Source organism: Kosakonia sp. ML.JS2a, assembly GCF_025642095.1.
GTDB lineage: Bacteria > Pseudomonadota > Gammaproteobacteria > Enterobacterales > Enterobacteriaceae.
On the sequence record NZ_CP106754.1, the window covers coordinates 376093 to 400437 of the forward strand.

The 24345-nt window shown below is 54.5% G+C and carries 25 protein-coding genes and 1 pseudogene; 20 read left to right on the plus strand and 6 right to left on the minus strand.

The features are described 5' to 3' along the window. Nucleotides 1-197 precede the first annotated feature (197 nt). Together N7922_RS01690 and N7922_RS01695 are read left to right on the plus strand one after the other, a co-directional pair. Nucleotides 198-1463, plus strand: coding sequence for a 4-aminobutyrate--2-oxoglutarate transaminase (locus tag N7922_RS01690; RefSeq protein ID WP_263098988.1), 1266 nt, complete (start codon nucleotides 198-200; stop codon nucleotides 1461-1463). Between the two features lie 242 nt (nucleotides 1464-1705). Next, complete coding sequence (locus N7922_RS01695; RefSeq protein WP_263098989.1) at nucleotides 1706-2809, plus strand: branched-chain amino acid ABC transporter substrate-binding protein; 1104 nt, start codon at nucleotides 1706-1708, stop codon at nucleotides 2807-2809. 175 nt (nucleotides 2810-2984) lie between these two features. Here N7922_RS01695 and panM read toward each other — a convergent pair whose 3' ends face one another. Beyond that, nucleotides 2985-3368 (minus strand): aspartate 1-decarboxylase autocleavage activator PanM, encoded by a 384-nt coding sequence (gene panM / locus N7922_RS01700; RefSeq protein ID WP_263098990.1) that lies wholly within the window; start codon nucleotides 3366-3368, stop codon nucleotides 2985-2987. 430 nt (nucleotides 3369-3798) lie between these two features. Here panM and livK point away from each other — a divergent pair, with 430 nt between their 5' ends. The 12 genes and pseudogenes from livK to ugpQ all read left to right on the plus strand — a co-directional run bounded on the left by livK (nucleotide 3799) and on the right by ugpQ (nucleotide 14344). Next, the gene (gene livK, locus N7922_RS01705) at nucleotides 3799-4908 is read left to right on the plus strand and encodes a high-affinity branched-chain amino acid ABC transporter substrate-binding protein LivK (RefSeq protein ID WP_263098991.1); all 1110 of its coding nucleotides are present in this window, start codon (nucleotides 3799-3801) and stop codon (nucleotides 4906-4908) included. A gap of 54 nt (nucleotides 4909-4962) precedes the next feature. Next, complete coding sequence (gene livH, locus N7922_RS01710; protein WP_061492823.1) at nucleotides 4963-5889, plus strand: high-affinity branched-chain amino acid ABC transporter permease LivH; 927 nt, start codon at nucleotides 4963-4965, stop codon at nucleotides 5887-5889. Then, nucleotides 5886-7163 (plus strand): high-affinity branched-chain amino acid ABC transporter permease LivM, encoded by a 1278-nt coding sequence (locus N7922_RS01715; protein WP_263098992.1) that lies wholly within the window; start codon nucleotides 5886-5888, stop codon nucleotides 7161-7163. Before livH ends, N7922_RS01715 begins: the two co-directional genes overlap by 4 nt. Next, nucleotides 7160-7927: a high-affinity branched-chain amino acid ABC transporter ATP-binding protein LivG gene (livG, locus tag N7922_RS01720; protein WP_061492825.1), complete on the plus strand. Its 768-nt coding sequence runs from the start codon at nucleotides 7160-7162 to the stop codon at nucleotides 7925-7927. Before N7922_RS01715 ends, livG begins: the two co-directional genes overlap by 4 nt. Before the next feature lie 16 nt (nucleotides 7928-7943). Further along, on the plus strand, nucleotides 7944-8657 hold the full coding sequence (gene livF / locus N7922_RS01725) for a high-affinity branched-chain amino acid ABC transporter ATP-binding protein LivF (RefSeq protein WP_263098993.1): 714 nt from the start codon (nucleotides 7944-7946) through the stop codon (nucleotides 8655-8657). A 210-nt stretch (nucleotides 8658-8867) separates the two neighbouring features. Further along, nucleotides 8868-8975: pseudogene (locus N7922_RS01730) on the plus strand (DUF5431 family protein); the annotation flags it as partial. Beyond that, on the plus strand, nucleotides 8926-9084 hold the full coding sequence (locus N7922_RS01735) for a type I toxin-antitoxin system Hok family toxin (RefSeq protein WP_061492827.1): 159 nt from the start codon (nucleotides 8926-8928) through the stop codon (nucleotides 9082-9084). The pseudogene N7922_RS01730 and the gene N7922_RS01735, both read left to right, overlap by 50 nt. Before the next feature lie 292 nt (nucleotides 9085-9376). Beyond that, a complete protein-coding gene (gene ugpB / locus N7922_RS01740) occupies nucleotides 9377-10693 on the plus strand; it encodes a sn-glycerol-3-phosphate ABC transporter substrate-binding protein UgpB (protein WP_263098994.1) in 1317 nt (438 codons plus the stop codon). 109 nt (nucleotides 10694-10802) lie between these two features. Then, complete coding sequence (ugpA, locus tag N7922_RS01745; RefSeq protein ID WP_263098995.1) at nucleotides 10803-11690, plus strand: sn-glycerol-3-phosphate ABC transporter permease UgpA; 888 nt, start codon at nucleotides 10803-10805, stop codon at nucleotides 11688-11690. Continuing rightward, nucleotides 11687-12532: a sn-glycerol-3-phosphate ABC transporter permease UgpE gene (gene ugpE, locus N7922_RS01750; protein WP_263098996.1), complete on the plus strand. Its 846-nt coding sequence runs from the start codon at nucleotides 11687-11689 to the stop codon at nucleotides 12530-12532. The genes ugpA and ugpE overlap by 4 nt, the downstream gene beginning before the upstream one ends. A gap of 1 nt (nucleotide 12533) precedes the next feature. Then, nucleotides 12534-13607 (plus strand): sn-glycerol-3-phosphate import ATP-binding protein UgpC, encoded by a 1074-nt coding sequence (locus tag N7922_RS01755; RefSeq protein WP_263098997.1) that lies wholly within the window; start codon nucleotides 12534-12536, stop codon nucleotides 13605-13607. After that, nucleotides 13604-14344, plus strand: a complete 741-nt coding sequence (gene ugpQ, locus N7922_RS01760; protein ID WP_263098998.1) for a glycerophosphodiester phosphodiesterase — start codon at nucleotides 13604-13606, stop codon at nucleotides 14342-14344. The genes N7922_RS01755 and ugpQ overlap by 4 nt, the downstream gene beginning before the upstream one ends. Here the strand turns inward: ugpQ and N7922_RS01765 are convergent. Continuing rightward, complete coding sequence (locus tag N7922_RS01765) at nucleotides 14341-14838, minus strand: DUF2756 family protein (protein ID WP_263098999.1); 498 nt, start codon at nucleotides 14836-14838, stop codon at nucleotides 14341-14343. The genes ugpQ and N7922_RS01765 overlap by 4 nt on opposite strands. A 121-nt stretch (nucleotides 14839-14959) precedes the next feature. On the opposite strand from N7922_RS01765, the gene ggt reads away from it, so the two are divergent. Further along, the gene (ggt, locus tag N7922_RS01770; protein WP_263099000.1) at nucleotides 14960-16714 is read left to right on the plus strand and encodes a gamma-glutamyltransferase; all 1755 of its coding nucleotides are present in this window, start codon (nucleotides 14960-14962) and stop codon (nucleotides 16712-16714) included. Nucleotides 16715-16749: 35 nt separating this feature from the next. On the opposite strand, the gene yhhY is transcribed toward ggt, so the two are convergent. Beyond that, nucleotides 16750-17241, minus strand: a complete 492-nt coding sequence (yhhY, locus tag N7922_RS01775) for an N-acetyltransferase (RefSeq protein ID WP_263099001.1) — start codon at nucleotides 17239-17241, stop codon at nucleotides 16750-16752. Between the two features lie 310 nt (nucleotides 17242-17551). Between yhhY and N7922_RS01780 the strand changes: the two genes are divergently transcribed. The 5 genes from N7922_RS01780 to gntU all read left to right on the plus strand — a co-directional run bounded on the left by N7922_RS01780 (nucleotide 17552) and on the right by gntU (nucleotide 22513). Further along, a complete protein-coding gene (locus N7922_RS01780; protein WP_263099002.1) occupies nucleotides 17552-18589 on the plus strand; it encodes an oxidoreductase in 1038 nt (345 codons plus the stop codon). A 122-nt stretch (nucleotides 18590-18711) separates the two neighbouring features. Beyond that, nucleotides 18712-19407, plus strand: a complete 696-nt coding sequence (locus N7922_RS01785) for a pirin family protein (RefSeq protein WP_263099003.1) — start codon at nucleotides 18712-18714, stop codon at nucleotides 19405-19407. Nucleotides 19408-19509: 102 nt separating this feature from the next. Continuing rightward, the gene (gene gntR / locus N7922_RS01790) at nucleotides 19510-20505 is read left to right on the plus strand and encodes a gluconate operon transcriptional repressor GntR (protein WP_061492838.1); all 996 of its coding nucleotides are present in this window, start codon (nucleotides 19510-19512) and stop codon (nucleotides 20503-20505) included. A 137-nt stretch (nucleotides 20506-20642) separates the two neighbouring features. Beyond that, the gene (gene gntK, locus N7922_RS01795; protein ID WP_263099004.1) at nucleotides 20643-21176 is read left to right on the plus strand and encodes a gluconokinase; all 534 of its coding nucleotides are present in this window, start codon (nucleotides 20643-20645) and stop codon (nucleotides 21174-21176) included. Beyond that, nucleotides 21173-22513 (plus strand): gluconate transporter, encoded by a 1341-nt coding sequence (gene gntU, locus N7922_RS01800; protein WP_263099005.1) that lies wholly within the window; start codon nucleotides 21173-21175, stop codon nucleotides 22511-22513. Before gntK ends, gntU begins: the two co-directional genes overlap by 4 nt. Nucleotides 22514-22577: 64 nt before the next feature. Here gntU and N7922_RS01805 read toward each other — a convergent pair whose 3' ends face one another. From N7922_RS01805 to N7922_RS01815, 3 genes are all read right to left on the minus strand, one after another. Continuing rightward, nucleotides 22578-23333: a Fic family protein gene (locus tag N7922_RS01805; RefSeq protein WP_263099006.1), complete on the minus strand. Its 756-nt coding sequence runs from the start codon at nucleotides 23331-23333 to the stop codon at nucleotides 22578-22580. Next, a complete protein-coding gene (locus N7922_RS01810) occupies nucleotides 23330-23593 on the minus strand; it encodes a hypothetical protein (protein WP_263099007.1) in 264 nt (87 codons plus the stop codon). Before N7922_RS01810 ends, N7922_RS01805 begins: the two co-directional genes overlap by 4 nt. Nucleotides 23594-23675: 82 nt before the next feature. Next, a complete protein-coding gene (locus tag N7922_RS01815) occupies nucleotides 23676-24269 on the minus strand; it encodes a YhgN family NAAT transporter (protein ID WP_263099008.1) in 594 nt (197 codons plus the stop codon). Nucleotides 24270-24345 lie beyond the last annotated feature (76 nt).

A 24345-nucleotide genomic window follows, 5' to 3' on the forward strand; every position in this document is an offset into this window, starting at 1 on the left:
TTTCGCCCGCTGTCGCCGTCATCCCATGTTGCCTCACTGTTTCGTCCCGTCATTCTCCCCTTCTTGTTTCTGTCACATCGCAACATAAGAGCTGTCCTGTCGGAGTCCCATCGCTTGCGCGAAACTGAGTGAAATATCGCATTGCTAAAGGCGCTATATACTTTGTAAGCGGGCATACACAGACAGGGGACATCAAGGTGAAAAATAACGAATTACATCAGCGCCGTTTACAGGCGACGCCGCGTGGGATTGGAGTGATGTGCGGGTTTTACGCTGAAAAAGCGGAGAACGCCACGCTGTGGGATGTGGAAGGCAATGAAGTGATCGATTTCGCCGCCGGCATTGCAGTGCTGAATACCGGGCATCGTCATCCGAAAGTGATGGCGGCGGTGGAAAAACAGCTACAGGCATTTACACATACTGCCTACCAAATCGTGCCTTACGAAAGCTATGTATCGCTGGCGGAGCGCATCAATGCGCGCGTGCCGGTCACTGGCCCGGCCAAAACAGCGTTCTTTTCAACGGGTGCGGAAGCGGTAGAAAACGCGGTGAAAATCGCCCGTGCTTATACCCGACGCCCGGGTGTTATCACCTTTGGCGGCGGTTTCCATGGACGAACCTTTATGACCATGGCCCTGACTGGCAAAGTCGCCCCCTATAAAATCGGCTTTGGCCCGTTCCCGGGTTCGATTTACCACGCCCAGTATCCGAATGCCTTGCACGGGGTGGGCACGGACGATGCGCTGAAAAGCCTCGAACGCATTTTTAAAGCCGATATCGCACCGGATCAGGTCGCCGCTATCCTGCTGGAACCAGTACAGGGCGAAGGGGGCTTTAATGTCGCGCCAGCGGACTTTATGCAAGCGCTGCGTAAGCTGTGCGACAGCCACGGTATTTTACTGATTGTCGATGAAGTGCAGAGCGGCTTTGCCCGTACCGGCAAACTCTTTGCCTCGGAGTATTACGACGTTAAGCCTGACCTGATCACCATGGCGAAGAGTCTGGCGGGCGGTTTGCCACTGTCGGCGGTTGCTGGCCGTGCGGAGGTCATGGACGCTCCTGCGCCGGGCGGGCTGGGCGGCACTTATGCGGGTAACCCATTGGCGGTGGCGGCAGCGCATGCGGTGCTGGATGTTATCGAAGAAGAGGATTTGTGCGAACGCGCTAATCACCTGGGTAAACATCTGGTGGAAGTGTTGAACAACGCCAAAGCGCAGTGCCCGTATATCGCAGAGATTCGTGCGCAGGGTTCGATGGTGGCGGTGGAGTTTAACGACCCGAACACAGGCGCACCGTCAGCGGAATTTACGAAACAGGTGCAGGATAAGGCGCTGGCGGCGGGGTTGTTGTTGCTGACCTGCGGCGTTTACGGCAACGTGATCCGTTTCCTCTACCCATTGACCATTCCGGAAGTCCAGTTCCGTAAAGCGCTGGACATTCTCCATCAGTCGCTGACGCACTAATTATTCAGCCGCCTTATTGGCGGCTTTTCCACACACTGTCATCACGCTGTCGCACAACCTTCAAAATTGTTATTCCATATTCTGAAAATTGGGGTATGTTTTAGCAGAGTATGCTGCTAATGCACGGGCAGAATCGCTAATAACTACTATCATATTCTTTGCTTATGTGTGTAAGCAAAATAATGTGTCAAACAACAACATCACAACAAATAGCAATCACCATAACAATGGGGAATCTCAGGATGAAAATGAAGGGCAAAGCGTTACTGGCGGGATGTATTGCGTTAGCAATGAGCAACGTGGCATTCGCCAAAGATATTAAAGTTGCCGTTGTGGGTGCAATGTCCGGTCCGGTTGCGCAGTACGGTGACCAGGAATTTACCGGCGCTGAGCAGGCAATTGCCGATATCAACGCGAAGGGTGGGATCAAGGGCGACAAACTGGTTGCGGTGAAATATGACGATGCCTGCGACCCGAAACAAGCGGTTGCGGTTGCCAACAAAGTGGTTAACGACGGGATCAAATACGTTATCGGTCACCTGTGCTCCTCCTCCACTCAGCCTGCGTCGGATATCTACGAAGACGAAGGTATTCTGATGATCACGCCTGCGGCTACTGCGCCAGAGCTGACCGCCCGTGGTTACAAACTGACACTGCGCACTACCGGCCTGGACTCCGATCAGGGGCCGACCGCAGCGAAATACATTCTGCAGAGCGTGAAGCCGCAGCGTATCGCAGTGATTCATGACAAACAGCAATATGGCGAAGGTCTGGCGCGCGCTGTGCAGGACGGGCTGAAAAAAGGCGGCGCGAACGTGGTGTTCTTTGATGGTATCACCGCGGGTGAGAAAGACTTCTCTACGCTGGTGGCGCGTCTGAAGAAAGAAAATATCGATTTCGTCTACTACGGCGGTTATCACCCGGAAATGGGGCAGATCCTGCGTCAGGCACGTGCAGCCGGTCTGAAAACCAAATTCATGGGCCCGGAAGGTGTCGCTAACGTTTCCCTGTCTAACATTGCAGGCGACTCTGCGGAAGGCATGCTGGTGACCAAGCCGAAGAACTACGATCAGATCCCGGCGAACAAACCGATTGTTGACGCTATCAAAGGCAAGAAACAGGATCCGAGCGGTGCGTTCGTATGGACGACCTATGCGGCGCTGCAGTCGCTGGCTGCTGGCCTGAATCAGTCTGCCGATCCGGCGGCTATCGCAACCTGGCTGAAAGGGCACTCAGTGGATACCGTGATGGGGCCGCTGTCCTGGGATGAGAAGGGCGATCTGAAAGGTTTTGAGTTCGGTGTCTTCACCTGGCATGCCAACGGCACGGCAACCGACGCGAAATAAGCCTGAACTTGAACTGACCGCAGCCTTTTGCGCCGCAGGCGCGCTGGCTGCGGTTGCTTACCCCGGTGACTCGTCTGTGCAGGTATTTGGGGGGAGCAAACAGTCTGCCTGAGACGCGACATTCCCGGGCGGGGTGTTCTTCTAAGCCGGATGGAGATCTTCCCATCCGGCTTTTTTACCGTTTTTCCCAGCCATTTTCCTGTGCGGCGAAGCCCAACGTTTGGGTGAAGGCGGCCATCACGGCTCTGTCTTCCACACCAATGTCCACGATCCACCAGCTGGTTATCGCCGGGTTATCGCGCATCACTTCTTCCACCAGATATTGCCCGATACCGCGACGGCGAGTGATATCGCGCACGCGAAGCGAATCCAGCGCGCCTTCGGTACCGCGTAAGGTCACGCGAACGGCGGCCAGCAATCTGTCATTAAACCGCGCTGCATAGATGCGGTGCGTGTCGTCCACGTCGAGCGACGCGGGGGAATATTCCGGCCAGACTTTCGCTAAATCAATATGATCCTGCTCGGTAAAGTTCACCAGTCGGATGATAGTCAATTTCATGTACAGCTTGTCCAAAATGCAAAAGATAGTGTGAGTGTAAACAATTTCGTTTGGCCGGGTCTGTTAGTTTTTTATTTTTCGTCCAACAGGCGAATAATTTTGCCGCAGCCTTCGGGATAGCGTGAAACATTGGAGATCGAAAAACAGGCAGGATTTTAACCTAATCAGTAGTGATTTATTCCGCTCTTTGTACCATTATTTTATGCTGAAGCCTGGCCTTTTTTTGTTTATCTCCGATCAAATACAGAATATTATCTCTGCTTAATAGCCTGAAAAATAGAGGATTTAGTCTGGTTTTTGCCAAAAGACTGCGCTAAACCATTAAAGGCACTGGTAAAAATAGCGTTGTACATTAAAAGTACAGAATGCTTTTTAACCATAAAAAAACAAAATATTTACACAACATCACGACGAGTGGGGATTTAAAAGAATGAGAAGGAACGCGAAGACAGCGATCGCGGGGATGGTTGCACTTGCGATGTCTCACGCGGCCATGGCGGCAGAGATTAAAGTCGCGGTTGTAGGTGCGATGTCCGGTCCTGTTGCGCAGTGGGGCGACATGGAGTTTAACGGCGCGCGTCAGGCAATCCACGACATCAACGCCAAAGGCGGGATCAAAGGCGACAAACTGGTCGCGATGGAATATGACGATGCCTGTGACCCGAAACAAGCAGTTGCTGTCGCTAACAAAATCGTTAACGACGGTGTGAAATATGTGATTGGCCACCTCTGCTCCTCATCAACGCAGCCTGCTTCCGATATTTATGAAGACGAAGGCATTCTGATGATCACGCCTGGCGCGACCAACCCGGAACTGACTCAGCGCGGCTATCAGCACATTATGCGTACCGCCGGGCTGGACTCCTCGCAAGGGCCGACCGCCGCAAAATACATCCTGAATACGGTGAAGCCGCAGCGCATCGCCATCATCCATGATAAACAGCAGTACGGCGAAGGCCTCGCACGCTCCGTTCAGGATGGGCTGAAAGCGGGCGGTGCAAATGTGGTGTTCTTCGACGGTATTACTGCCGGTGAAAAAGATTTTTCTGCGCTGGTTGCACGTCTGAAAAAAGAAAACATCGACTTTGTCTACTACGGTGGTTACTACCCGGAGATGGGGCAGATGCTGCGTCAGGCACGTGCTAACGACCTGAAAACCCGGTTTATGGGGCCGGAAGGCGTGGGTAACGCGTCGCTGTCCAATATCGCAGGAGATGCAGCGGAAGGCATGCTGGTTACCATGCCGAAACGCTATGACCAGGATCCTGCGAATCAGGGCATCGTCGAGGCGCTGAAAGCAGAGAAAAAAGATCCGAGCGGCCCGTATGTGTGGATCACCTACGCTGCTGTACAGTCGCTGGCGACCGCGCTTGAGCGGAGCAGCAGCGCCGAGCCGCTGGCGCTGATTAAAGATTTAAAAGCCAACGGGGCTAAAACCGTGATTGGGCCGCTGAACTGGGATGAAAAAGGCGATCTGAAGGGATTTGATTTTGGCGTTTTCCAATGGCACGCCGATGGTTCGTCGTCCGTGGCGAAATAACTGTCATCCCTCTCTCCGGGCGCAACGTCCGGAGAGATTTAAGAAGGTTATGTTATGTCCGAGCAGTTTCTCTACTTCTTGCAGCAGATGTTTAACGGCGTCACGCTGGGAAGCACCTATGCATTGATCGCCATTGGTTACACCATGGTTTACGGCATTATCGGCATGATCAACTTCGCCCACGGCGAGGTGTACATGATCGGTAGCTATGTCTCTTTTATGATTATCGCTGCACTGATGATGATGGGCATCGACTCCAGTTGGTTGCTGGTGGCGGCCGGTTTCGTTGGGGCGATTGTGATAGCCAGCGCCTACGGCTGGAGCATCGAACGGGTGGCTTATCGCCCGGTGCGTAACTCCAAGCGCCTGATTGCGCTCATCTCCGCCATCGGTATGTCGATATTCCTGCAAAACTACGTCAGCCTGACCGAAGGTTCCCGTGACGTGGCGTTGCCGAGCCTGTTTAACGGCCAGTGGGTGGTCGGTCACAGTGAAAACTTCTCCGCCAGCATCACCACCATGCAGTTGGTTATCTGGATTGTGACGTTTATCTCCATGCTGGCACTGACGCTGTTCATCCGCTATTCCCGCATGGGGCGCGCTTGCCGCGCCTGTTCGGAAGACTTAAAAATGGCAAGCCTGCTGGGCATCAATACTGACCGCGTGATTGCGCTGACCTTTGTGATCGGTGCGGCAATGGCGGCGGTGGCGGGTGTGCTGCTGGGTCAGTTCTATGGTGTTATCAACCCTTACATCGGTTTTATGGCGGGCATGAAGGCGTTTACCGCAGCGGTGCTGGGCGGTATCGGCAGTATTCCTGGCGCGATGATCGGCGGTCTGATCCTCGGTGTGGCGGAATCCCTCTCTTCGGCGTATCTGAGTACCGAATATAAAGATGTGGTGTCGTTTGCGCTGTTGATCATGGTGTTGCTGGTGATGCCGACCGGTATCCTTGGCCGCCCGGAGGTTGAAAAAGTATGAAACCGATGCATTTTGCGATGGCGCTGCTTTCTGCTGCGCTGTTCTTCATCCTGGCGAGCGTCTTTATGGGCGTCCAACTGGAGCTGGACGGGACCAAACTGGTGGTGAACACCGCCGCGCATATTCGCTGGCAGTGGGTGTTTATCGGCACAGCGGTGGTCTTTTTCTTCCAGTTGCTGCGCCCGCTGTTCCAGAAATCACTGAAGGGCGTCTCCGGGCCGAAGTTTATTCTGCCGGCTGTTGACGGTTCAACGGTAAAACAGAAGCTGTTTCTGTTGGCGCTGCTGGTGATTGCCGTGGCGTGGCCGTTTGTCGTGTCGCGCGGTACGGTGGATATCGCCACAATGACAATGATTTATATCATCCTCGGCCTGGGGTTGAACGTGGTGGTGGGGCTGTCCGGCCTGTTGGTGCTGGGCTACGGTGGTTTCTACGCGATTGGCGCTTATACCTTTGCCTTGCTGAACCACTATTACGGCCTCGGTTTCTGGACTTGCCTGCCGCTGGCGGGGCTGGTCTCCGCCGCTGCGGGTTTCCTGCTTGGCTTCCCGGTGTTGCGTCTGCGCGGCGACTATCTGGCGATTGTGACGCTGGGTTTTGGGGAAATTGTCCGTATTCTGCTGTTGAACAACACCGAAATCACCGGTGGCCCGAACGGCATTAGCCAGATCCCGAAACCGACGCTGTTTGGCCTGGAGTTCAGCCGGACGGCGCGTGAAGGCGGTTGGGATACCTTCAGCAACTTCTTTAATGTGCAATACGATCCCGGCGATCGCGTGGTGTTCCTCTATCTGGTGGCATTGCTGCTGGTGGTGTTGACGCTGTTTGTGATCAACCGTCTGCTGCGTATGCCGCTGGGCCGGGCATGGGAAGCGCTGCGTGAAGATGAGATCGCCTGCCGTTCGCTGGGTCTTAGCCCGACCCGCATCAAACTGACGGCGTTTACCATCAGTGCTGCGTTTGCCGGTTTTGCCGGGACGCTGTTTGCTGCGCGCCAGGGGTTTGTCAGCCCGGAATCCTTCACCTTCGCCGAGTCCGCCTTTGTACTGGCGATCGTGGTGCTGGGTGGCATGGGGTCGCAATTTGCGGTGATCCTCGCCGCTATCCTGCTGGTGGTCTCCCGTGAACTGATGCGTGATTTTAATGAATACAGCATGTTGATGCTGGGTGGTTTGATGGTACTGATGATGATCTGGCGTCCGCAAGGCTTGCTGCCGATGACCCGTCCGCAGTTGAAACTGAAAAACGGGCAAGTGAAAGGAGAGCAGGCATGAGTCAGCCATTATTATCCGTAAACGGTCTGATGATGCGCTTCGGCGGCCTGCTCGCCGTTAACAACGTGGCGCTGGAGCTGAAGGCACAGGAGATCGTTTCGCTGATTGGTCCGAACGGCGCGGGTAAAACCACGGTGTTCAACTGCCTCACCGGTTTCTATAAACCGACAGGTGGCACCATCATGTTACGTGACCAGCATCTGGAAGGGCTGCCGGGGCAGGAAATCGCCCGGATGGGCGTGGTGCGCACTTTCCAGCATGTGCGCTTGTTCCGTGAAATGACGGTGATCGAAAACCTGCTGGTGGCACAGCATCAGCAGTTAAAGACCGGGGTATTTTCTGGTCTGCTGAAAACCCCGTCATTTCGCCGGGCGCAGAGTGAAGCGCTGGATCGCGCCGCCACCTGGCTGGACCGAATTGGTTTGTTAGCGCACGCTAACCGTCAGGCGAGCAACCTTGCCTACGGTGACCAGCGTCGTCTGGAAATCGTGCGTTGCATGGTGACGCAGCCAGAGATCCTGATGCTCGATGAACCAGCCGCCGGTCTGAACCCGAAAGAGACGAAAGAGCTGGATGAGCTGATTGTCGAGCTACGTAATAACCACAACACCACCATCCTGCTGATTGAGCATGATATGAAGCTGGTGATGGGCATTTCAGACCGGATTTATGTGGTGAACCAGGGGACGCCGCTGGCGAACGGAACACCGGAAGAAATTCGTAACAATCCGGACGTGATCCGCGCCTATTTGGGCGAAGCATAAGGTGGGTGAGGCTAAGATGGAAAAAGTCATGTTGTCGTTTGACAAAGTAAGCGCCCACTACGGCAAAATCCAGGCACTGCACGATGTCAGCCTGCATATTAATCAGGGCGAAATCGTGACCCTGATTGGCGCGAACGGTGCGGGTAAAACCACGCTGCTCGGAACGTTGTGCGGCGATCCGCGCGCCACCAGTGGGCGCATTGTGTTTGATGATAAAGACATCACCGACTGGCAAACCGCGAAGATCATGCGTGAAGCGGTGGCGATTGTCCCGGAAGGGCGTCGTGTCTTCTCGCGTATGACTGTTGAGGAGAATCTGGCGATGGGCGGTTTCTTTGCCGACAGCGAGCAGTTTCAGACCCGCATTAAACGGGTGTATGAGCTGTTCCCGCGTCTGCATGAGCGCCGTCTGCAACGCGCGGGCACCATGTCCGGCGGTGAGCAGCAGATGCTGGCCATTGGCCGCGCATTGATGAGCCAGCCGCGTTTGCTGCTGCTGGACGAGCCGTCTCTTGGGTTAGCGCCGATCATTATTCAGCAAATCTTCGACACCATTGAGCAACTGCGTAAAGAAGGGATGACCATCTTCCTTGTGGAGCAGAACGCCAACCAGGCACTGAAGCTCGCCGATCGCGGCTATGTGCTGGAGAATGGTCACGTGGTGCTGGAAGATACCGGTGAAGCGCTGCTGGCGAATGAAGCGGTGCGCAGTGCGTATCTGGGCGGTTAAACGTTCGCGTAAAACATCTGAACCGGTCGCGAGTGGCCGGTTTTTTATTATCTGAAAAGTGCCATGCCGGGATGCTGCCTGCGGATTTGCTGGGATATGATGCGGGCGGCGCTTGAGGCTTTTTGCCTCATGACGGTAGAAAGTTGTGCGGCAGAAAGAAGAAAGCCCCGTAGTAAGTTAATGTTGATTAACCACCACGAGGCCATCCGAATGCCTAGACAACATCAGGATAGCCTCTTACCCGCCGCAAGGCAAGGAGGCGTGAACCATGAAAATTCCGCGAAACACTCTTCTCTGGTGCGTATTTATGGTGTGTTTCACACTCGTGATATTCACCTGGCTGACACGAAAATCACTGTGCGAGATCCGCTACAGGGATAGTGACAGGGAGGTGGCGGCTTTCATGGCTTACGAATCCGGTAAGTAGCAACCTGGAGGCAGGGAGCAATCCCTGCCTTTTCAGGAACGACAGTTGCCGGCATAGCCTCTGAGCGCCTTTATAAAGGGCTTCTTTGCCAGCAGGGAAGCCCTTTCCCTTATCCTCTGGCAATCCGCCATTTTTCCTTCACGTTACTATCATCCCACCGACATTTCTCTGACGCCTGGCTGTCATTTATTTGTAATTAAAAGATTATTTTTCTGTCATTCGAGCATGTCATGTTACCTCGCGAGCACAAAACGCGTGATATCGCGCATCCCGTATAACAAGAGAGAGCACAATGACAACGTTACGACATACAGCTTTGGGTCTGGCGCTGGGATTCGTTTTTGCAGGCAACGCCCTGGCCGCAACCACCATTCCGTTCTGGCATTCGATGGAAGGGGAGTTAGGTAAAGAAGTTGACTCCCTGGCGCAACGTTTCAATGACACCCACCCGGATTACAAAATCGTACCGGTGTACAAAGGCAACTATGAACAGAGCCTGAGTGCAGGCATCGCTGCATTCCGTACTGGCAACGCGCCGGCGATTTTGCAGGTATATGAAGTGGGCACCGCGACCATGATGGCATCAAAAGCGATCAAGCCGGTGTACCAGGTCTTCCAGGACGCAGGCATCAAGTTTGATGAAAGCCAGTTCGTTCCGACGGTTTCCGGCTATTACACCGACTCTAAAACCGGCCATTTGCTCTCTCAGCCCTTTAACAGCTCCACGCCGGTGCTCTATTACAACAAAGACGCTTTCAAAAAAGCCGGTCTGAACCCGGACCAGCCGCCGAAAACCTGGCAGGACCTGGCCGAATACACCGCGAAGCTGAAAGCAGCAGGCATGAAGTGCGGCTACGCCAGCGGCTGGCAGGGTTGGATCCAGATCGAAAACTTCAGCGCCTGGCACGGTTTGCCAGTAGCGACCAAAAACAACGGTTTTGACGGTACGGACGCCGTACTGGAATTTAACAAACCGGAGCAGGTGAAACATATCGCCATGCTGGAAGCACTGAACAAGAAAGGTGATTTCAGCTACTTCGGCCGTAAAGACGAGTCTACTGAGAAGTTCTATAACGGCGATTGCGCTATCACTACCGCTTCTTCGGGTTCGCTGGCGGATATCCGTCACTACGCCAAATTCAACTATGGCGTCGGCATGATGCCTTACGATGCCAATGTGAAAGGCGCGCCGCAGAACGCCATTATCGGCGGGGCGAGCCTGTGGGTCATGCAGGGCAAAGACGAGGCAACCTACAAAGGCGTTGCTCAGTTCCTCGACTTCCTGACGAAACCGGAAAACGCAGCCGAATGGCACCAGAAAACCGGCTATCTGCCGATTACTACTGCCGCCTACGATCTGACGCGCCAGCAAGGGTTCTATGACAAAAACCCCGGTGCGGACATCGCCACTCGTCAGATGCTGAACAAGCCGCCTTTGGCGTTCACCAAAGGTCTGCGTCTGGGCAACATGCCGCAGATCCGCACCATTGTTGATGAAGAGCTGGAAAGCGTATGGACCGGCAAGAAAACCCCGCAACAGGCGCTGGATGCTGCCGTCGAGCGTGGTAACCAACTGCTGCGCCGCTTCGAGCAGTCCACCAAGTCTTAATCTTTTCCCCCTCTCTCCGGCCCTCTCTCTATACAAGAGAGAGGGTGTTTTTCCCTTTGCCCAGAGTGGGGAGGGACAGGGGAGAGGCAAACACAAGCAGAGCCAATTTATGTCCTCATCCCGTCCGGTGTTTCGTTCGCGCTGGCTTCCTTACCTTCTGGTTGCGCCGCAACTGGCGATCACGGTTATTTTCTTTATCTGGCCTGCGGGCGAAGCGCTGTGGTACTCGGTGCAAAGCGTCGATCCGTTCGGGCTTTCCAGCCAGTTTGTTGGGCTGGATAACTTCGTGGCGTTGTTCCACGACAGCTATTATCTGGACGCCTTCTGGACGACTATCCGTTTTAGCGCGCTGGTGACCTTCAGTGGTCTGTTCGTGTCACTGTTTTTTGCCGCCCTGGTGGATAACGTGGTGCGCGGCAGTCGGATTTACCAAACGCTGATGTTGCTGCCGTATGCCGTTGCTCCTGCCGTTGCCGCGGTGTTGTGGATCTTCCTCTTCAATCCCGGGCGCGGGCTGATCACCCACTTTCTGGAACACTTTGGCTATGACTGGAACCATGCGCAACATAGCGGCCAGGCCATGTTCCTTGTGGTGTTCGCCTCGGTGTGGAAGCAGATAAGCTATAACTTTCTGTTCTTTTTTGCGGCGTTACAGTCGATCCCCCGTTCGCTGGTGGAAGCGGCCGCCATTGATGGTGCAGGGCCTGTCCGCCGGTTCTTCAAATTGTCGCTACCGTTAATCGCGCCAGTCAGTTTCTTTCTACTGGTGGTGAACCTGGTGTATGCCTTCTTCGACACGTTCCCGGTTATCGATGCCGCCACTGCCGGTGGACCGGTACAGGCGACCACCACGCTTATCTACAAGATCTACCGTGAAGGTTTTGCCGGGCTGGATCTCTCCGCGTCTGCGGCGCAGTCGGTCGTGCTGATGGTGCTGGTGATGGTGCTGACGGTCGTTCAGTTCCGCTATGTTGAAAGTAAGGTGCGCTACCAATGATTGAGAATCGCCCTGGCCTGACGCTGTTCAGCCATATCATGCTTATTCTCGGCATCGCGGTGGTGCTTTTCCCGCTGTATGTCGCCTTTGTGACGGCAACGCTGGATATTAATGCGGTTTATGACACCCCGATGACCCTAATCCCCGGGACGCACCTGTGGGAAAACCTGCGTAATATCTGGATAAACGGCATCGGCGTGAACAGCGCGCCTTTCTGGTTGATGCTGACCAACAGTTTCATTATGGCGCTGGTGATCACCGTCGGGAAAATCGCCGTGTCGATCCTGTCGGCGTTTGCCATCGTCTGGTTCCGCTTCCCGCTGCGTAACCTGTTCTTCTGGATGATCTTCAGTACGCTGATGCTGCCCGTGGAAGTGCGCATTTTTCCGACGGTGGAAGTGATCGCCAACCTGAAAATGCTCGACAGCTACACCGGCCTAACGCTGCCGCTGATGGCCTCGGCCACCGCAACGTTCCTGTTCCGCCAGTTCTTTATGACGCTGCCGGACGAACTGATAGAAGCGGCACGCATTGACGGTGCCTCACCGATGCGCTTTTTCCGCGACATCGTGCTGCCGCTCTCTAAAACCAACCTTGCGGCGTTGTTTGTTATCACCTTTATCTACGGCTGGAACCAGTATCTGTGGCCGCTGCTGATTATCAGCGATGTGAACCTTGGCACCGCCGTAGCGGGTGTGAAAGGCATGATTGCCAGCGGCGAAGGCACCACGCAATGGAACCAGGTGATGGCAGCCATGTTGCTGACGCTGATCCCCCCGGTCGTTATCGTTTTAGCCATGCAGCGCGCCTTTGTGCGCGGCCTGGTCGACAGTGAGAAATAAGATGGCAGGATTAAAATTACAAGCGGTTACGAAGAGTTGGGACAGTGGTAAAACCCAGGTGATCCAGCCACTGACGCTGGATGTCGCCGACGGCGAATTTATTGTCATGGTTGGGCCATCCGGCTGTGGGAAATCCACCTTGCTGCGGATGGTCGCCGGGCTGGAGCGCGTCTCCAGCGGCGATATCTGGATCGATACCCAGCGTGTTACGGAAATGGAACCCAAAGATCGCGGGATTGCGATGGTGTTTCAGAACTATGCGCTCTACCCGCACATGAGTGTGGAGGAGAACATGGCGTGGGGGCTGAAGATCCGCGGTATGGGCAAGGAGCATATCGCCGGGCGCGTGGCGGAAGCAGCGCGTATTCTCGAACTGGATGGGCTGTTAAAACGCCGTCCGCGTGAGCTCTCTGGCGGTCAGCGCCAGCGTGTGGCGATGGGACGTGCGATTGTGCGTGATCCGGCGGTATTCCTGTTTGATGAACCTCTCTCGAACCTCGACGCCAAACTGCGTGTGCAGATGCGGCTGGAGCTGCAACAGTTGCACCGTCGCCTGAACACCACCTCGTTGTACGTGACGCACGACCAGGTGGAAGCGATGACGCTGGCACAACGGGTGATGGTCATGAACAAAGGCGTGGCGGAACAGATCGGTACGCCGGTTGAGGTGTATGAGAAACCCGCCAGCCGTTTTGTCGCCAGCTTTATTGGTAGCCCGGCCATGAACCTGCTTGATGGTCGCATCAGTAGCGCAGGCACCCATTTTGAACTGGACAGCGGTATGGCGCTGCCCATCAATTGGTATTATCGCGGTTACGCCGGGCGTAAAATGACGCTGGGTATCCGCCCGGAACATATTGCGTTAAGCTCACAATCCGCTGGCGGTATCCCGCTGGTGATGGATACGCTGGAGATGCTCGGCGCCGATAACCTGGCGCACGGGCGCTGGGGAGAGCAGAAGCTGGTGGTGCGTCTTGCGCATCAGGAGCGCCCGGTGGCAGGCAGCACGCTGTGGCTCTCTCTGCCGGAAAATCACCTCCACTTATTTGATGGTGAAACAGGACAACGAGTATGAGTAACTGGCCATATCCCCACATTGTCGCGCATCGCGGCGGCGGTAAACTGGCGCCGGAAAATACGCTGGCGGCGATTGATGTCGGCGCTCGCTACGGTCACACGATGATTGAGTTCGACGCCAAGCTGTCAAAAGATGGGCAGATTTTTTTACTGCATGACGACAACCTCGAGCGCACCAGCAATGGCTGGGGCGTGGCGGGCGAGCTGGCATGGCATGATTTGCTGAAAGTGGATGCGGGCGGCTGGTACAGCGGGGAATTTAAAGGTGAACCGTTGCCGCTGCTTTCTCAGGTCGCGGAGCGTTGCCGTTTGCATGGAATGATGGCCAATATCGAAATCAAACCCACCACTGGCACCGGGCCGCTGACGGGCAAAGTGGTGGCGCTGGCGGCGCGAGAACTCTGGGCAGGAATGACGCCGCCGCTGCTCTCTTCCTTTGAGATTGATGCGCTGGAAGCGGCGCAACAGGCTGCGCCGGAACTGCCACGCGGGCTATTGCTGGATGAATGGCGCGATGACTGGCAGGAACTGACCACCCGGTTGGGGTGCGTCTCTATTCACCTGAATCATCGCCTGCTGGACGAAGCCCGCACGCAGATGCTGCGTGCGGCTGGTTTACGCATTCTGGTTTATACCGTTAATGAACCCCAACGCGCGGGAGAGTTGCTGCGCTGGGGCGTGGATTGTATCTGCACCGATAAAATCGACGATATCGGCCCGAATTTTACGTTTTAAGGTGTTGTGGATGACGGCGTGCTACGCAGCAGGCCGCCGTTCTGATTCTGCGGCAGCATGTGCTGCTGCGTTCCCGTACCGGCATTGCTGTTTGTTCCGCTGCTGAACTGACTGCCGTTCTGATTCTGCGGCAACATATGTTGCTGCGTGTTCACCCTGCCACCATTACCGATCCCCTGGCTGAGCATGCCGCCGTTAGTATTGGGGAGCAGTTGCTGGCGGCTGGGATCGAGCTCCCCCGGCTGGGCCTGCCTTACGCGTTGCGCGTCGTTATTTAACTGAGTCTGCAGGCGTTGTTGCTGCTGACGGGCTTGCGTCTGTAGCTGTTGATTCAGCATGCCTTTCTGTTGCTGTTGCTGGTTAAGCATCCGCGTCTCCATGCGCTGCTGGCTGGGGATCACATACCCCGGCTGATTGGGGTTATTGGTGGTATTCAGCGGCTGTGCAAATGCGGCAAAAGGTAGCAGTGCCGCCACAAACAGTAATCGTTTCATCGTCCTTTCCTCCTTTGAGGCTTCTCCTAAGTTTACCTCGTTTCATTCATGACGATGATTTTTTAGGAGTTGTGAACCAGGCTTAATCGGGAACTGTAGCCCTTCTATTCGGAGAACGACGATGATGAAACAGAAGTTTGCGCGCTGGGTGGCTATCGCTGCGCTGACCGCGGGAGGATGTTTTAGCGCTGGCGCTGCGCCGCCACCGACGCAAGCACCTGCGCCCGTCTCATACGGCGTTGAAGCCGATGTCTTCCATCCTGTGCGGGCGAAGCAGGGCATGGTGGCATCTGTGGATGAGACCGCAACCCGTGTTGGCGTCGATACCCTAAAACAGGGCGGTAACGCCGTGGATGCTGCCGTCGCGGTGGGCTATGCGCTGGCAGTCACCCATCCACAAGCCGGAAACCTGGGCGGCGGCGGGTTTATGATGATCCGCACCAAAGACGGCAAGGTTACCGCCATCGACTTCCGCGAAATGGCGCCAGCCGCTGCCACGCGCGATATGTTCCTCGACGATCAGGGCAACCCGGACAGTAAAAAGTCGCTGACGTCGCATCTGGCCTCCGGGACGCCCGGCACGGTTGCGGGGTTCTCGCTGGCGCTGGAGAAGTACGGCACTCTGCCATTGAATAAAGTCATTCAACCGGCGATCAAGCTGGCCAGACAAGGGATCACGGTGAATGACGCGCTGGCGGACGACCTGAAAACCTACGGCAGTGAAGTGCTGCCAAACCATGAAAACAGTAAAGCGATTTTCTGGAAGAACGACGAACCGCTGAAAAAAGGCGACAAACTGGTGCAGAGCAATCTCGCCAAAAGCCTGGAACTGATTGCAGAGAAAGGGCCGGATGCCTTCTATAAAGGCGAGATTGCCGGTCAGATAGTGCAAGAGATGAGCAAGAACGGTGGGCTTATCAGCAAAGAGGATCTGGCGAATTACAAAGCGGTGGAGCGTACGCCCATCAGCGGTGATTATCGCGGTTACCAGGTTTACTCCATGCCGCCGCCGTCATCTGGCGGTATCCATATTGTGCAAATCCTCAATATTCTTGAAAACTTCGATATGGCCAAATATGGCTTTGGCAGCGCCGACGCAATGCAGGTAATGGCGGAAGCCGAAAAGTACGCCTATGCCGATCGTTCTGAGTATCTTGGCGATCCGGACTTCGTGAAAGTGCCGTGGCAGGCGCTCACCAATAAAGCGTATGCCAAATCCATTGCGGAAAAAATTGACGTTAACAAAGCCCGGCCCTCCAGCCAGATCCGCCCCGGTAAGCTGGAGCCGTATGAGAGTAACCAAACCACGCACTTCTCCGTTGTCGACAAAGACGGCAATGCGGTTTCGGTGACGTATACGCTGAACACTACGTTCGGGACCGGGATTGTCGCGGGGAATAGCGGCATTCTGCTGAATAATGAGATGGATGACTTCTCGGCAAAACCCGGCGTGCCGAATGTCTACGGACTGGTAGGTGGTGACGCCAATGCGGTCGGCCCTGGCAAACGCCCGCTCTCGTCCATGTCGCCCACCATCGTGGTGAAAGACGGCAAAACCTGGCTGGTCACCGGCAGTCCCGGTGGTAGTCGTATTATCACAACGGTGCTGCAAATGGTGATTAACAGCATCGATTTTGGGATGAACGTCGCCGAAGCGAGCAATGCGCCGCGCTTCCATCATCAATGGCTACCGGATGAGTTGCGCGTGGAAAAAGGCTTTAGCCCGGACACGCTAAAATTGCTCGAGCAACGCGGGCAGAAAGTGGTGGTGAAAGAGGCGATGGGCAGCACGCAGAGCATTATGGTCGGGCCGGATGGCACGCTGTATGGCGCATCTGACCCGCGTTCGGTGGATGATTTAACTGCCGGTTATTGATTTAAACCTCTCCCCAACCGGGGAGAGGTTTCCGTTTAACCCTTCACGCGCGCCATAAAATAAGCATCCACATACTCACCGTTGCGCAGCGCGTAGTGTTTTCCGGTGCCTTCGACGTCAAAACCGAACTTACGGTACACCGCCAGCGCGGGTGCGTTATCGACAAACACCGTTAATTCAATACGTTCAATACGCAGCCAGTTATCACACAGGTTGACCATTTCACGGATCAGCGCGCTGGCGACGCCGCGATTGTGAAACGCTGACGAAACCGCCATGCCAAAGACGGCAACATGGCTGCGGCGCGGGTTTTGTTCCACCATCAGCGTCAGGTTTCCGGCAACCTGCTCATCAATACAGGCGACCAACTGGCGACGGCCTGGCTGCGGTTTCAGGCGATCTTCCCACAGCTCAGCAGGCGGATGAGGTAGCTGTAGCAGGTTGTGATACACCTCGGGTTGCGCATAAAACTGGCGTAAGGCTTCTGCATCGCGCGCTTCGGCATGGCGTATCACTATCTCACTCATCCTGCTTCTCCTTGTTTGTGGGGATGACTTACACATTCCTGGCTTTGTGGCGCAGCGTCAACTGCCATTTTTTGCAAAAAGAAGTAGACAAGTGCGAATGATAATGATTATTATTGCCATGCGTTCAGGGAAACCGTAGCGGTAATCCTGAAAGCACGACATTGCTCACATTGCTTCCAGTATTTTCTTAGCCAGCCGGGTGCTGGCTTTTTTTTGCCGCAAACATGCCGGTCTTTTAAGACGCCATGCAGGGACAACCTCCGCAAGGTTGCGCTATGGTAGTGACAGTCACCTTAACAAGGACTGGATCATGACATTACATTGCGCATTCATTGGGTTTGGCAAAAGCACTACCCGCTATCACCTCCCTTACGTTCTGAACCGTAAAGCAAGCTGGCATGTGGCGCATATTTTCCGCCGTCACCCGAAGCCGGAAGAGCAGCACCCGCACTATCAACATATTCATTTCACCAGCGATCTCGACGATATTTTTAACGATCCGCAGGTCAAACTGGTGATCGTCTGTACTCATGCCGACAGCCACTTCGATTATGCGAAACGCGCGCTGGAAGCCGGTAAAAATGTGCTGGTGGAAAAGCCGTTTACACCGACTATGGCGGAAGCTGTCACCCTGTTTGAACTGGCGAAACGCAAAGGTCTGACGGTCACGCCGTATCAGAATCGCCGTTTCGACGCCTGTTTCCTGACCACCAAAAAGGCGATTGAAAGCGGTAAGCTTGGTAATATCGTTGAAATTGAAAGCCATTTTGATTATTACCGCCCGGTGGCGGAAACCAACCCTGGCCTGCCGCAGGATGGATCGTTTTACGGCCTGGGCGTTCATACCATGGACCAAATCATCTCTCTGTTTGGCCGACCGGATCATGCTGCGTATGACATCCGTAGCCTGCGCAATAAAGCCAATCCGGACGATACCTTCGAAGCGCAGCTCTTCTATGGCGATTTGAAAGCGATTGTTAAAACCAGCCATCTGGTGAAAATCGACTACCCCAAATTTATTGTTCATGGCACCAAAGGTTCGTTTATCAAATACGGTATCGATCAGCAGGAAACCAGCCTGAAGGCCAATATCATGCCGGGGGAGGCGGGGTTTGCCGCAGATAACAGTATCGGCATTCTCGAGTATGTGAATGCGGCGGGCGAAACGGTGCGTGAAGAGATCGCGCCGGAAAAGGGCGACTATGGCCGCGTCTACGATGCGCTGTATGAAACGCTGGTGAATGGCGCGCCGAATTACGTCAAGGAATCTGAAGTTCTCACCAACCTTGAACTGCTGGAGCGTGCCTTTGAGCAGGCGTCACCCGCCACGGTAACCCTCGCAAAATAGCCTGAAAAGACTCCTCGCAACTTGTTCACTTTTTTTGAACAGAGGAGTCAATTTTCACCCTCTATGATCCCCGACCGATTGCGTCCACACTTACTCCATCGAAAACATACGGGGGTAAAAAAATGATCTTCTTACGCAAAGCAAACGACCGTGGTCATGCAAATCATGGCTGGCTGGATTCCTGGCACACGTTCTCTTTCGCCAACTATTATGACCCGAATTTTATGGGCTTCTCGGCGCTTCGCGTCATTAACGACGACGTGATCGACCCGGGGCAGGGCTTCGGCACCCATCCGCACAAAGATATGGAAATCCTGACCTATGTGTTGGAAGGGGCCGTTGAGCACCAGGACAGCATGGGCAACAAAGAGCAGGTACCTGCCGGTGAATTCCAGATTATGAGTGCGGGCACAGGGGTGCGTCATTCTGAGTACAACCCGAGCGACAGCGATCGTCTGCGCCTGTATCAAATCTGGATCATTCCGGAAACGAACGGCATCACGCCGCGCTACGAGCAGCGCCGCTTTGACGCTGCGCAGGGCAAACAACTGGTGCTGTCGCCGGATGCACGCAATGGCTCTCTGAAAGTGCACCAGGATATGGAACTCTACCGCTGGGCACTGTTGAAAGATGAGCAGTCGGTGCACCCGATCGCCGCTGACCGCCGCGTGTGGATCCAGGTGGTGAAAGGGGATGTCACCATTAACGGCACCAAAGCCACCACCAGCGATGGTCTGGCAATCTGGGATGAGCAGGCTATCTCGGTTCATGCCGATAGCGACAGTGAAATTCTGCTGTTTGACTTGCCGCCAGTTTGATGTGGCTTAAATAAATGACGCAACCTTCTGGTTTTGGCCGGAAGGTTGCGCGTTGTCCGTGATAAACTGAGAAAATCTCTCTCTGTTTATAATGTCAGGACGATGAAAAAGAAAAGACCCGTACTTCAGGATGTGGCCGATCGCGTTGGCGTGACCAAAATGACGGTCAGCCGTTTTTTGCGTAACCCGGAACAGGTGTCCGTTGCGTTACGTGGCAAAATCGCCGCTGCGCTTGATGAGCTGGGTTACATTCCCAATCGCGCTCCCGATATTCTCTCCAACGCCACCAGCCGCGCTATTGGCGTATTGCTCCCGTCGCTGACCAACCAGGTGTTCGCTGAAGTGTTGCGCGGTATTGAAAGCGTGACGGACGCCCATGGCTATCAAACCATGCTGGCGCACTACGGTTATAAAGCCGAAATGGAAGAAGAGCGTCTGGAATCGATGCTCTCCTGGAACATTGACGGCCTGATCCTCACCGAACGCACACATACTCCACGCACGCTGAAAATGATTGAAGTGGCGGGCATTCCGGTCGTGGAACTGATGGACAGCAAATCTCCCTGTCTGGATATCGCCGTCGGTTTCGATAACTTCGAAGCGGCGCGACAGATGACCGCCGCGATTATTGAACGCGGTCATCGCGGCGTTGCCTATCTCGGCGCGCGTCTGGATGAACGTACTATCATCAAACAGAAGGGTTACGAGCAGGCGATGCTGGATGCCGGGCTCACGCCGTACAGCGTGATGGTGGAACAATCCTCCTCTTACACGGCCGGTATTGAACTGATGCGTCAGGCGCGCCGCGAGTACCCGCAACTGGACGGAATTTTCTGTACCAACGATGACCTGGCGGTAGGCGCCGCGTTTGAGTGCCAGCGCCTGGGGCTGAGAATTCCTGATGATATGGCGATCGCCGGGTTCCACGGTCACGACATTGGCCAGGTAATGGAGCCGCGTCTGGCGAGCGTGCTCACGCCGCGCGAACGTATGGGGCGTATCGGAGCCGAACGTCTGCTGGCGCGCATTCGTGGTGAAGCAGTTACGCCGAAAATGTTAGATTTAGGTTTCACTTTGTCACCGGGTGGATCTATTTAGTCTGACAAATTTGAAGTAGCTCACACTTATTTATCTCTGGCACGAATGGATATTGCTTCTCCGTTACCCCGGCAGGACAATGTTACCGATAACAGTTACCCGTAACAATTCACTCTTGCACCAGTGGGGGCTTCCCTTTGAGCACGACTAATCTTGATCACCACGTTTATGTCCTGATGGGCGTTTCCGGCAGTGGTAAATCTGCTGTTGCCAGCGAAGTGGCGCATCAGCTGCATGCCGCGTTTCTTGACGGCGACTTCCTCCATCCGCGCAGCAACATCATTAAAATGGCGTCCGGTGAGCCGCTAAACGACGATGACCGTAAACCGTGGCTACAGGCGCTGAACGACGCCGCATTTGCCATGCAGCGCACCAATAAAGTGTCGCTGATTGTCTGCTCGGCGCTGAAAAAGCATTACCGCGATCTGCTGCGCGACGGAAACCCGAACCTCTCCTTTATCTACCTGAAAGGCGATTTTGATGTCATCGAAAGCCGTCTGAAAGCGCGTAAAGGCCACTTCTTCAAAACGCAGATGCTGGTAACCCAGTTTGACACGCTGGAAGAGCCGGGCGCAGATGAGCGTGACGTGCTGATCGTCGATATCGATCAACCGCTGGACGGCGTGGTCGCCAGCACGATTGCAGTGATTAATAAAGGCAGTGCGCAGTGAGTACATTAACGCTTGTTTTAACAGCAGTGGGGTCGGTTTTACTGCTGCTGTTTTTAGTGATGAAAGCGCGTATGCATGCTTTCATTGCTTTGATGGTGGTGTCTATTGGTGCAGGGCTTTTTTCCGGAATGCCGTTGATTAAGATCGCGCAGACCATGGAAAAAGGCATGGGCGGTACGCTGGGTTTCCTCGCCATTGTGGTGGCGCTCGGCGCGATGTTCGGCAAAATTCTTCACGAGACCGGCGCGGTGGATCAAATCGCCGTCAAGATGCTCAAATCGTTTGGTCACAATCGCGCGCATTATGCGATTGGTCTGGCGGGGCTGATTTGCGCATTGCCGCTGTTCTTTGAAGTGGCGATTGTGCTGCTGATAAGCGTTGCGTTCTCGATGGCGCGCCACACCGGCACTAACCTGGTCAAACTGGTTATCCCGTTGTTTGCCGGCGTAGCGGCAGCGGCGGCGTTCCTGCTGCCGGGACCCGCGCCAATGCTGCTGGCTTCGCAGATGCATGCGGATTTTGGCTGGATGATCCTGATTGGCCTGTGCGCGGCAATCCCAGGCATGCTGATTGCCGGTCCGCTGTGGGGCAACTTTATCAGTCGCCATGTGCAACTGCACATTCCGGACGATGTTAGCGAGCCGCATCTGGGCGAAGGCAAAATGCCGTCATTCGCTTTCAGTCTGTCGCTGATCCTGCTGCCGCTGGTGCTGGTCGGGATGAAAACCATCGCCGCGCGCTTCGTGACAGAAGGCAGCAACCTGTATGACTGGCTGGAATTTATCGGTCACCCGTTCACCGCGATCCTCGTGGCGTGCCTGGTGGCGATTTACGGCCTGGCGATACGTCAGGGCATGGCGAAAGACCGTGTGATGGAAATTTGCGGTCACGCATTGCAGCCGGCAGGCATTATTTTGCTGGTGATCGGCGCGGGCGGCGTGTTCAAGCAGGTGCTGGTTGACTCCGGCGTTGGCCCGGCACTGGGCGAAGCGCTGACCGGCATGGGCTTGCCTATCGCCATCACTTGCTTTGTACTGGCGGCGGCGGTGCGCATTATTCAGGGTTCCGCCACGGTGGCCTGCCTGACGGCGGTCGGTCTGGTGATGCCGGTGATTGAGCAACTGCACTTCAACGGCGCACAGATGGCGGCGCTCTCTATTTGCATCGCGGGTGGTTCCATCGTGGTGAGCCACGTGAACGATGCCGGTTTCTGGCTGTATGGCCGCTTTACCGGTGCGACGGAAGCGCAAACGCTGAAAACCTGGACGATGATGGAAACCATCCTCGGCACCACCGGCGCGATTATCGGCATGATTGCGTTTACACTGCTGAGCTAACTTGCTGGTGATGAAAAAAGGCAGCGCCATTGTTGGTCGCTGCCTTTTTTATATATTCATTTAGTCAACTGTCAGATGGCTCATTGCCGGAGATGGCATAGCGGCCTGTCGTATACCTTTTTTTTATTTCCGGATCGTCCAGGCTGCCGTACGAAATGTTTTCTTTGTCTAAGCCGTCCAGCCCCTTTATGGCACCAATCAATTCAGCCCATTGATCCCGGCTCGCAATCTCCACGATATACGGAGCCAGGTAGCGGTCCAGATGACCTCTTGATGGGGTTTCAATCTCTGCACTCAGTGTCCGCAGGTAGTCATCTTTATTTGTTCCGGACCAATCGATGGCGAAGCCAGTGCGATATGAGAGTTCCATAAAAACCAGCAAAATGGTGCGTCCGTTACCATCCAGAAAAGGATGCGCAAATGCTAAAAGCCCCATGACCTCGCCTGGCCTTTTCTTAAAATGCTCATGGTCGGATGCCAATTGCAAAGCATAATCGATGGCGTGTTTGATCCCTTTCGGATGTTCAAACGTTGTGTGGCGTGGATTGTCGGCAAAACCTTTAAAGACCGCAAGGCCAGGAACCAATTCATTACGATCCTGACCGGCCCAGGGATAGAACTCAGAGAAGAGAATGTTATGAACATGTCGTATCGATTCATAATCAACTGACGCAACTTCAGCAAGGAAGTCGAGTGCATCATTGATACTCAGTTCAAAAGCAAGGTGTTCAGATCGTTTAACGTCTTCCGGGTCTTTTAACCCTAATGAATTTCGCAGATATCCTGCTGTTTCGAAGTCGCCAAATGGATCAAAGTTCACGCACGAAACTTCCCGTTCGCTTTGCGTTTTTCTTGCAGATAGTCCGCCTGTAATGAAAGGGTTTCTGCTTTAGTCAGAACACCTTTTCTCTTCAGGTTTACCAGCAGTTGTTCGATATTATCCAGCACAACTGTATCCCCGGATAATTGTGTGATGACCATGGCCATACGGCTGGTATCGTCACGCACATCAGAGACATTATGAGATGCAGCAAGATTACGGACCTTACTGGCCACGCTTGAGAACGTGTCTTTAGGCATAAAATTAACCTCCATCAGTGGTTAAATTTTAGCACACCGATACATCCTGTGTCTTCAGGTGCACTGGCGGCAAACATAATAGCTATCCCTTCATCCACACTCTTATCCCGTCGAGGAACATTTGGGTGGCGAGCATCACCAAAATCAGCCCCATCAGGCGTTCCAGCGCGTTAACCCCTTTCTCGCCGAGCAGGCGCAGAAACAAGGATGATTGCAGCAGGATAGCCACCGTACCGCCCCAGGCAATCAGCAGTGCAATCACCAGATGCCCCATCTGATTAGGGTATTGGTGCGACAGCAGCATCAGTGTTGCCAGCAAAGTAGGGCCAGCAACCAGCGGGATCGCCAGCGGGACAATAAAGGGTTCTTCACCGGCGGGAAGACCACTGCTGCCGCCAGACTCGCTGGGGAAAATCATCTTAATGGCGATCAGGAACAGAATAATGCCGCCGGAAATGGAAACCGTCTCAGCGCGTAAGTTCAGCAACGAGAGTATTTTTTCACCAGCAAACAAGAAGATAAACATCACCAGCAGGGCGATCAGCAGTTCGCGGATCATGATGGCCCGGCGGCGTTTTGGCTCGGTATGTTTTAATACCGACATAAAGATAGGCAGGTTGCCCAACGGATCCATAATCAGGATCAGCAACACGGTTGCGGAGATGATCTCACTCATTCATTATTATCCCTGACACTTGCCACATAATTGCAGTAATTAGCTGCGTTTCTGATGCATTCGCGATCATTGATTA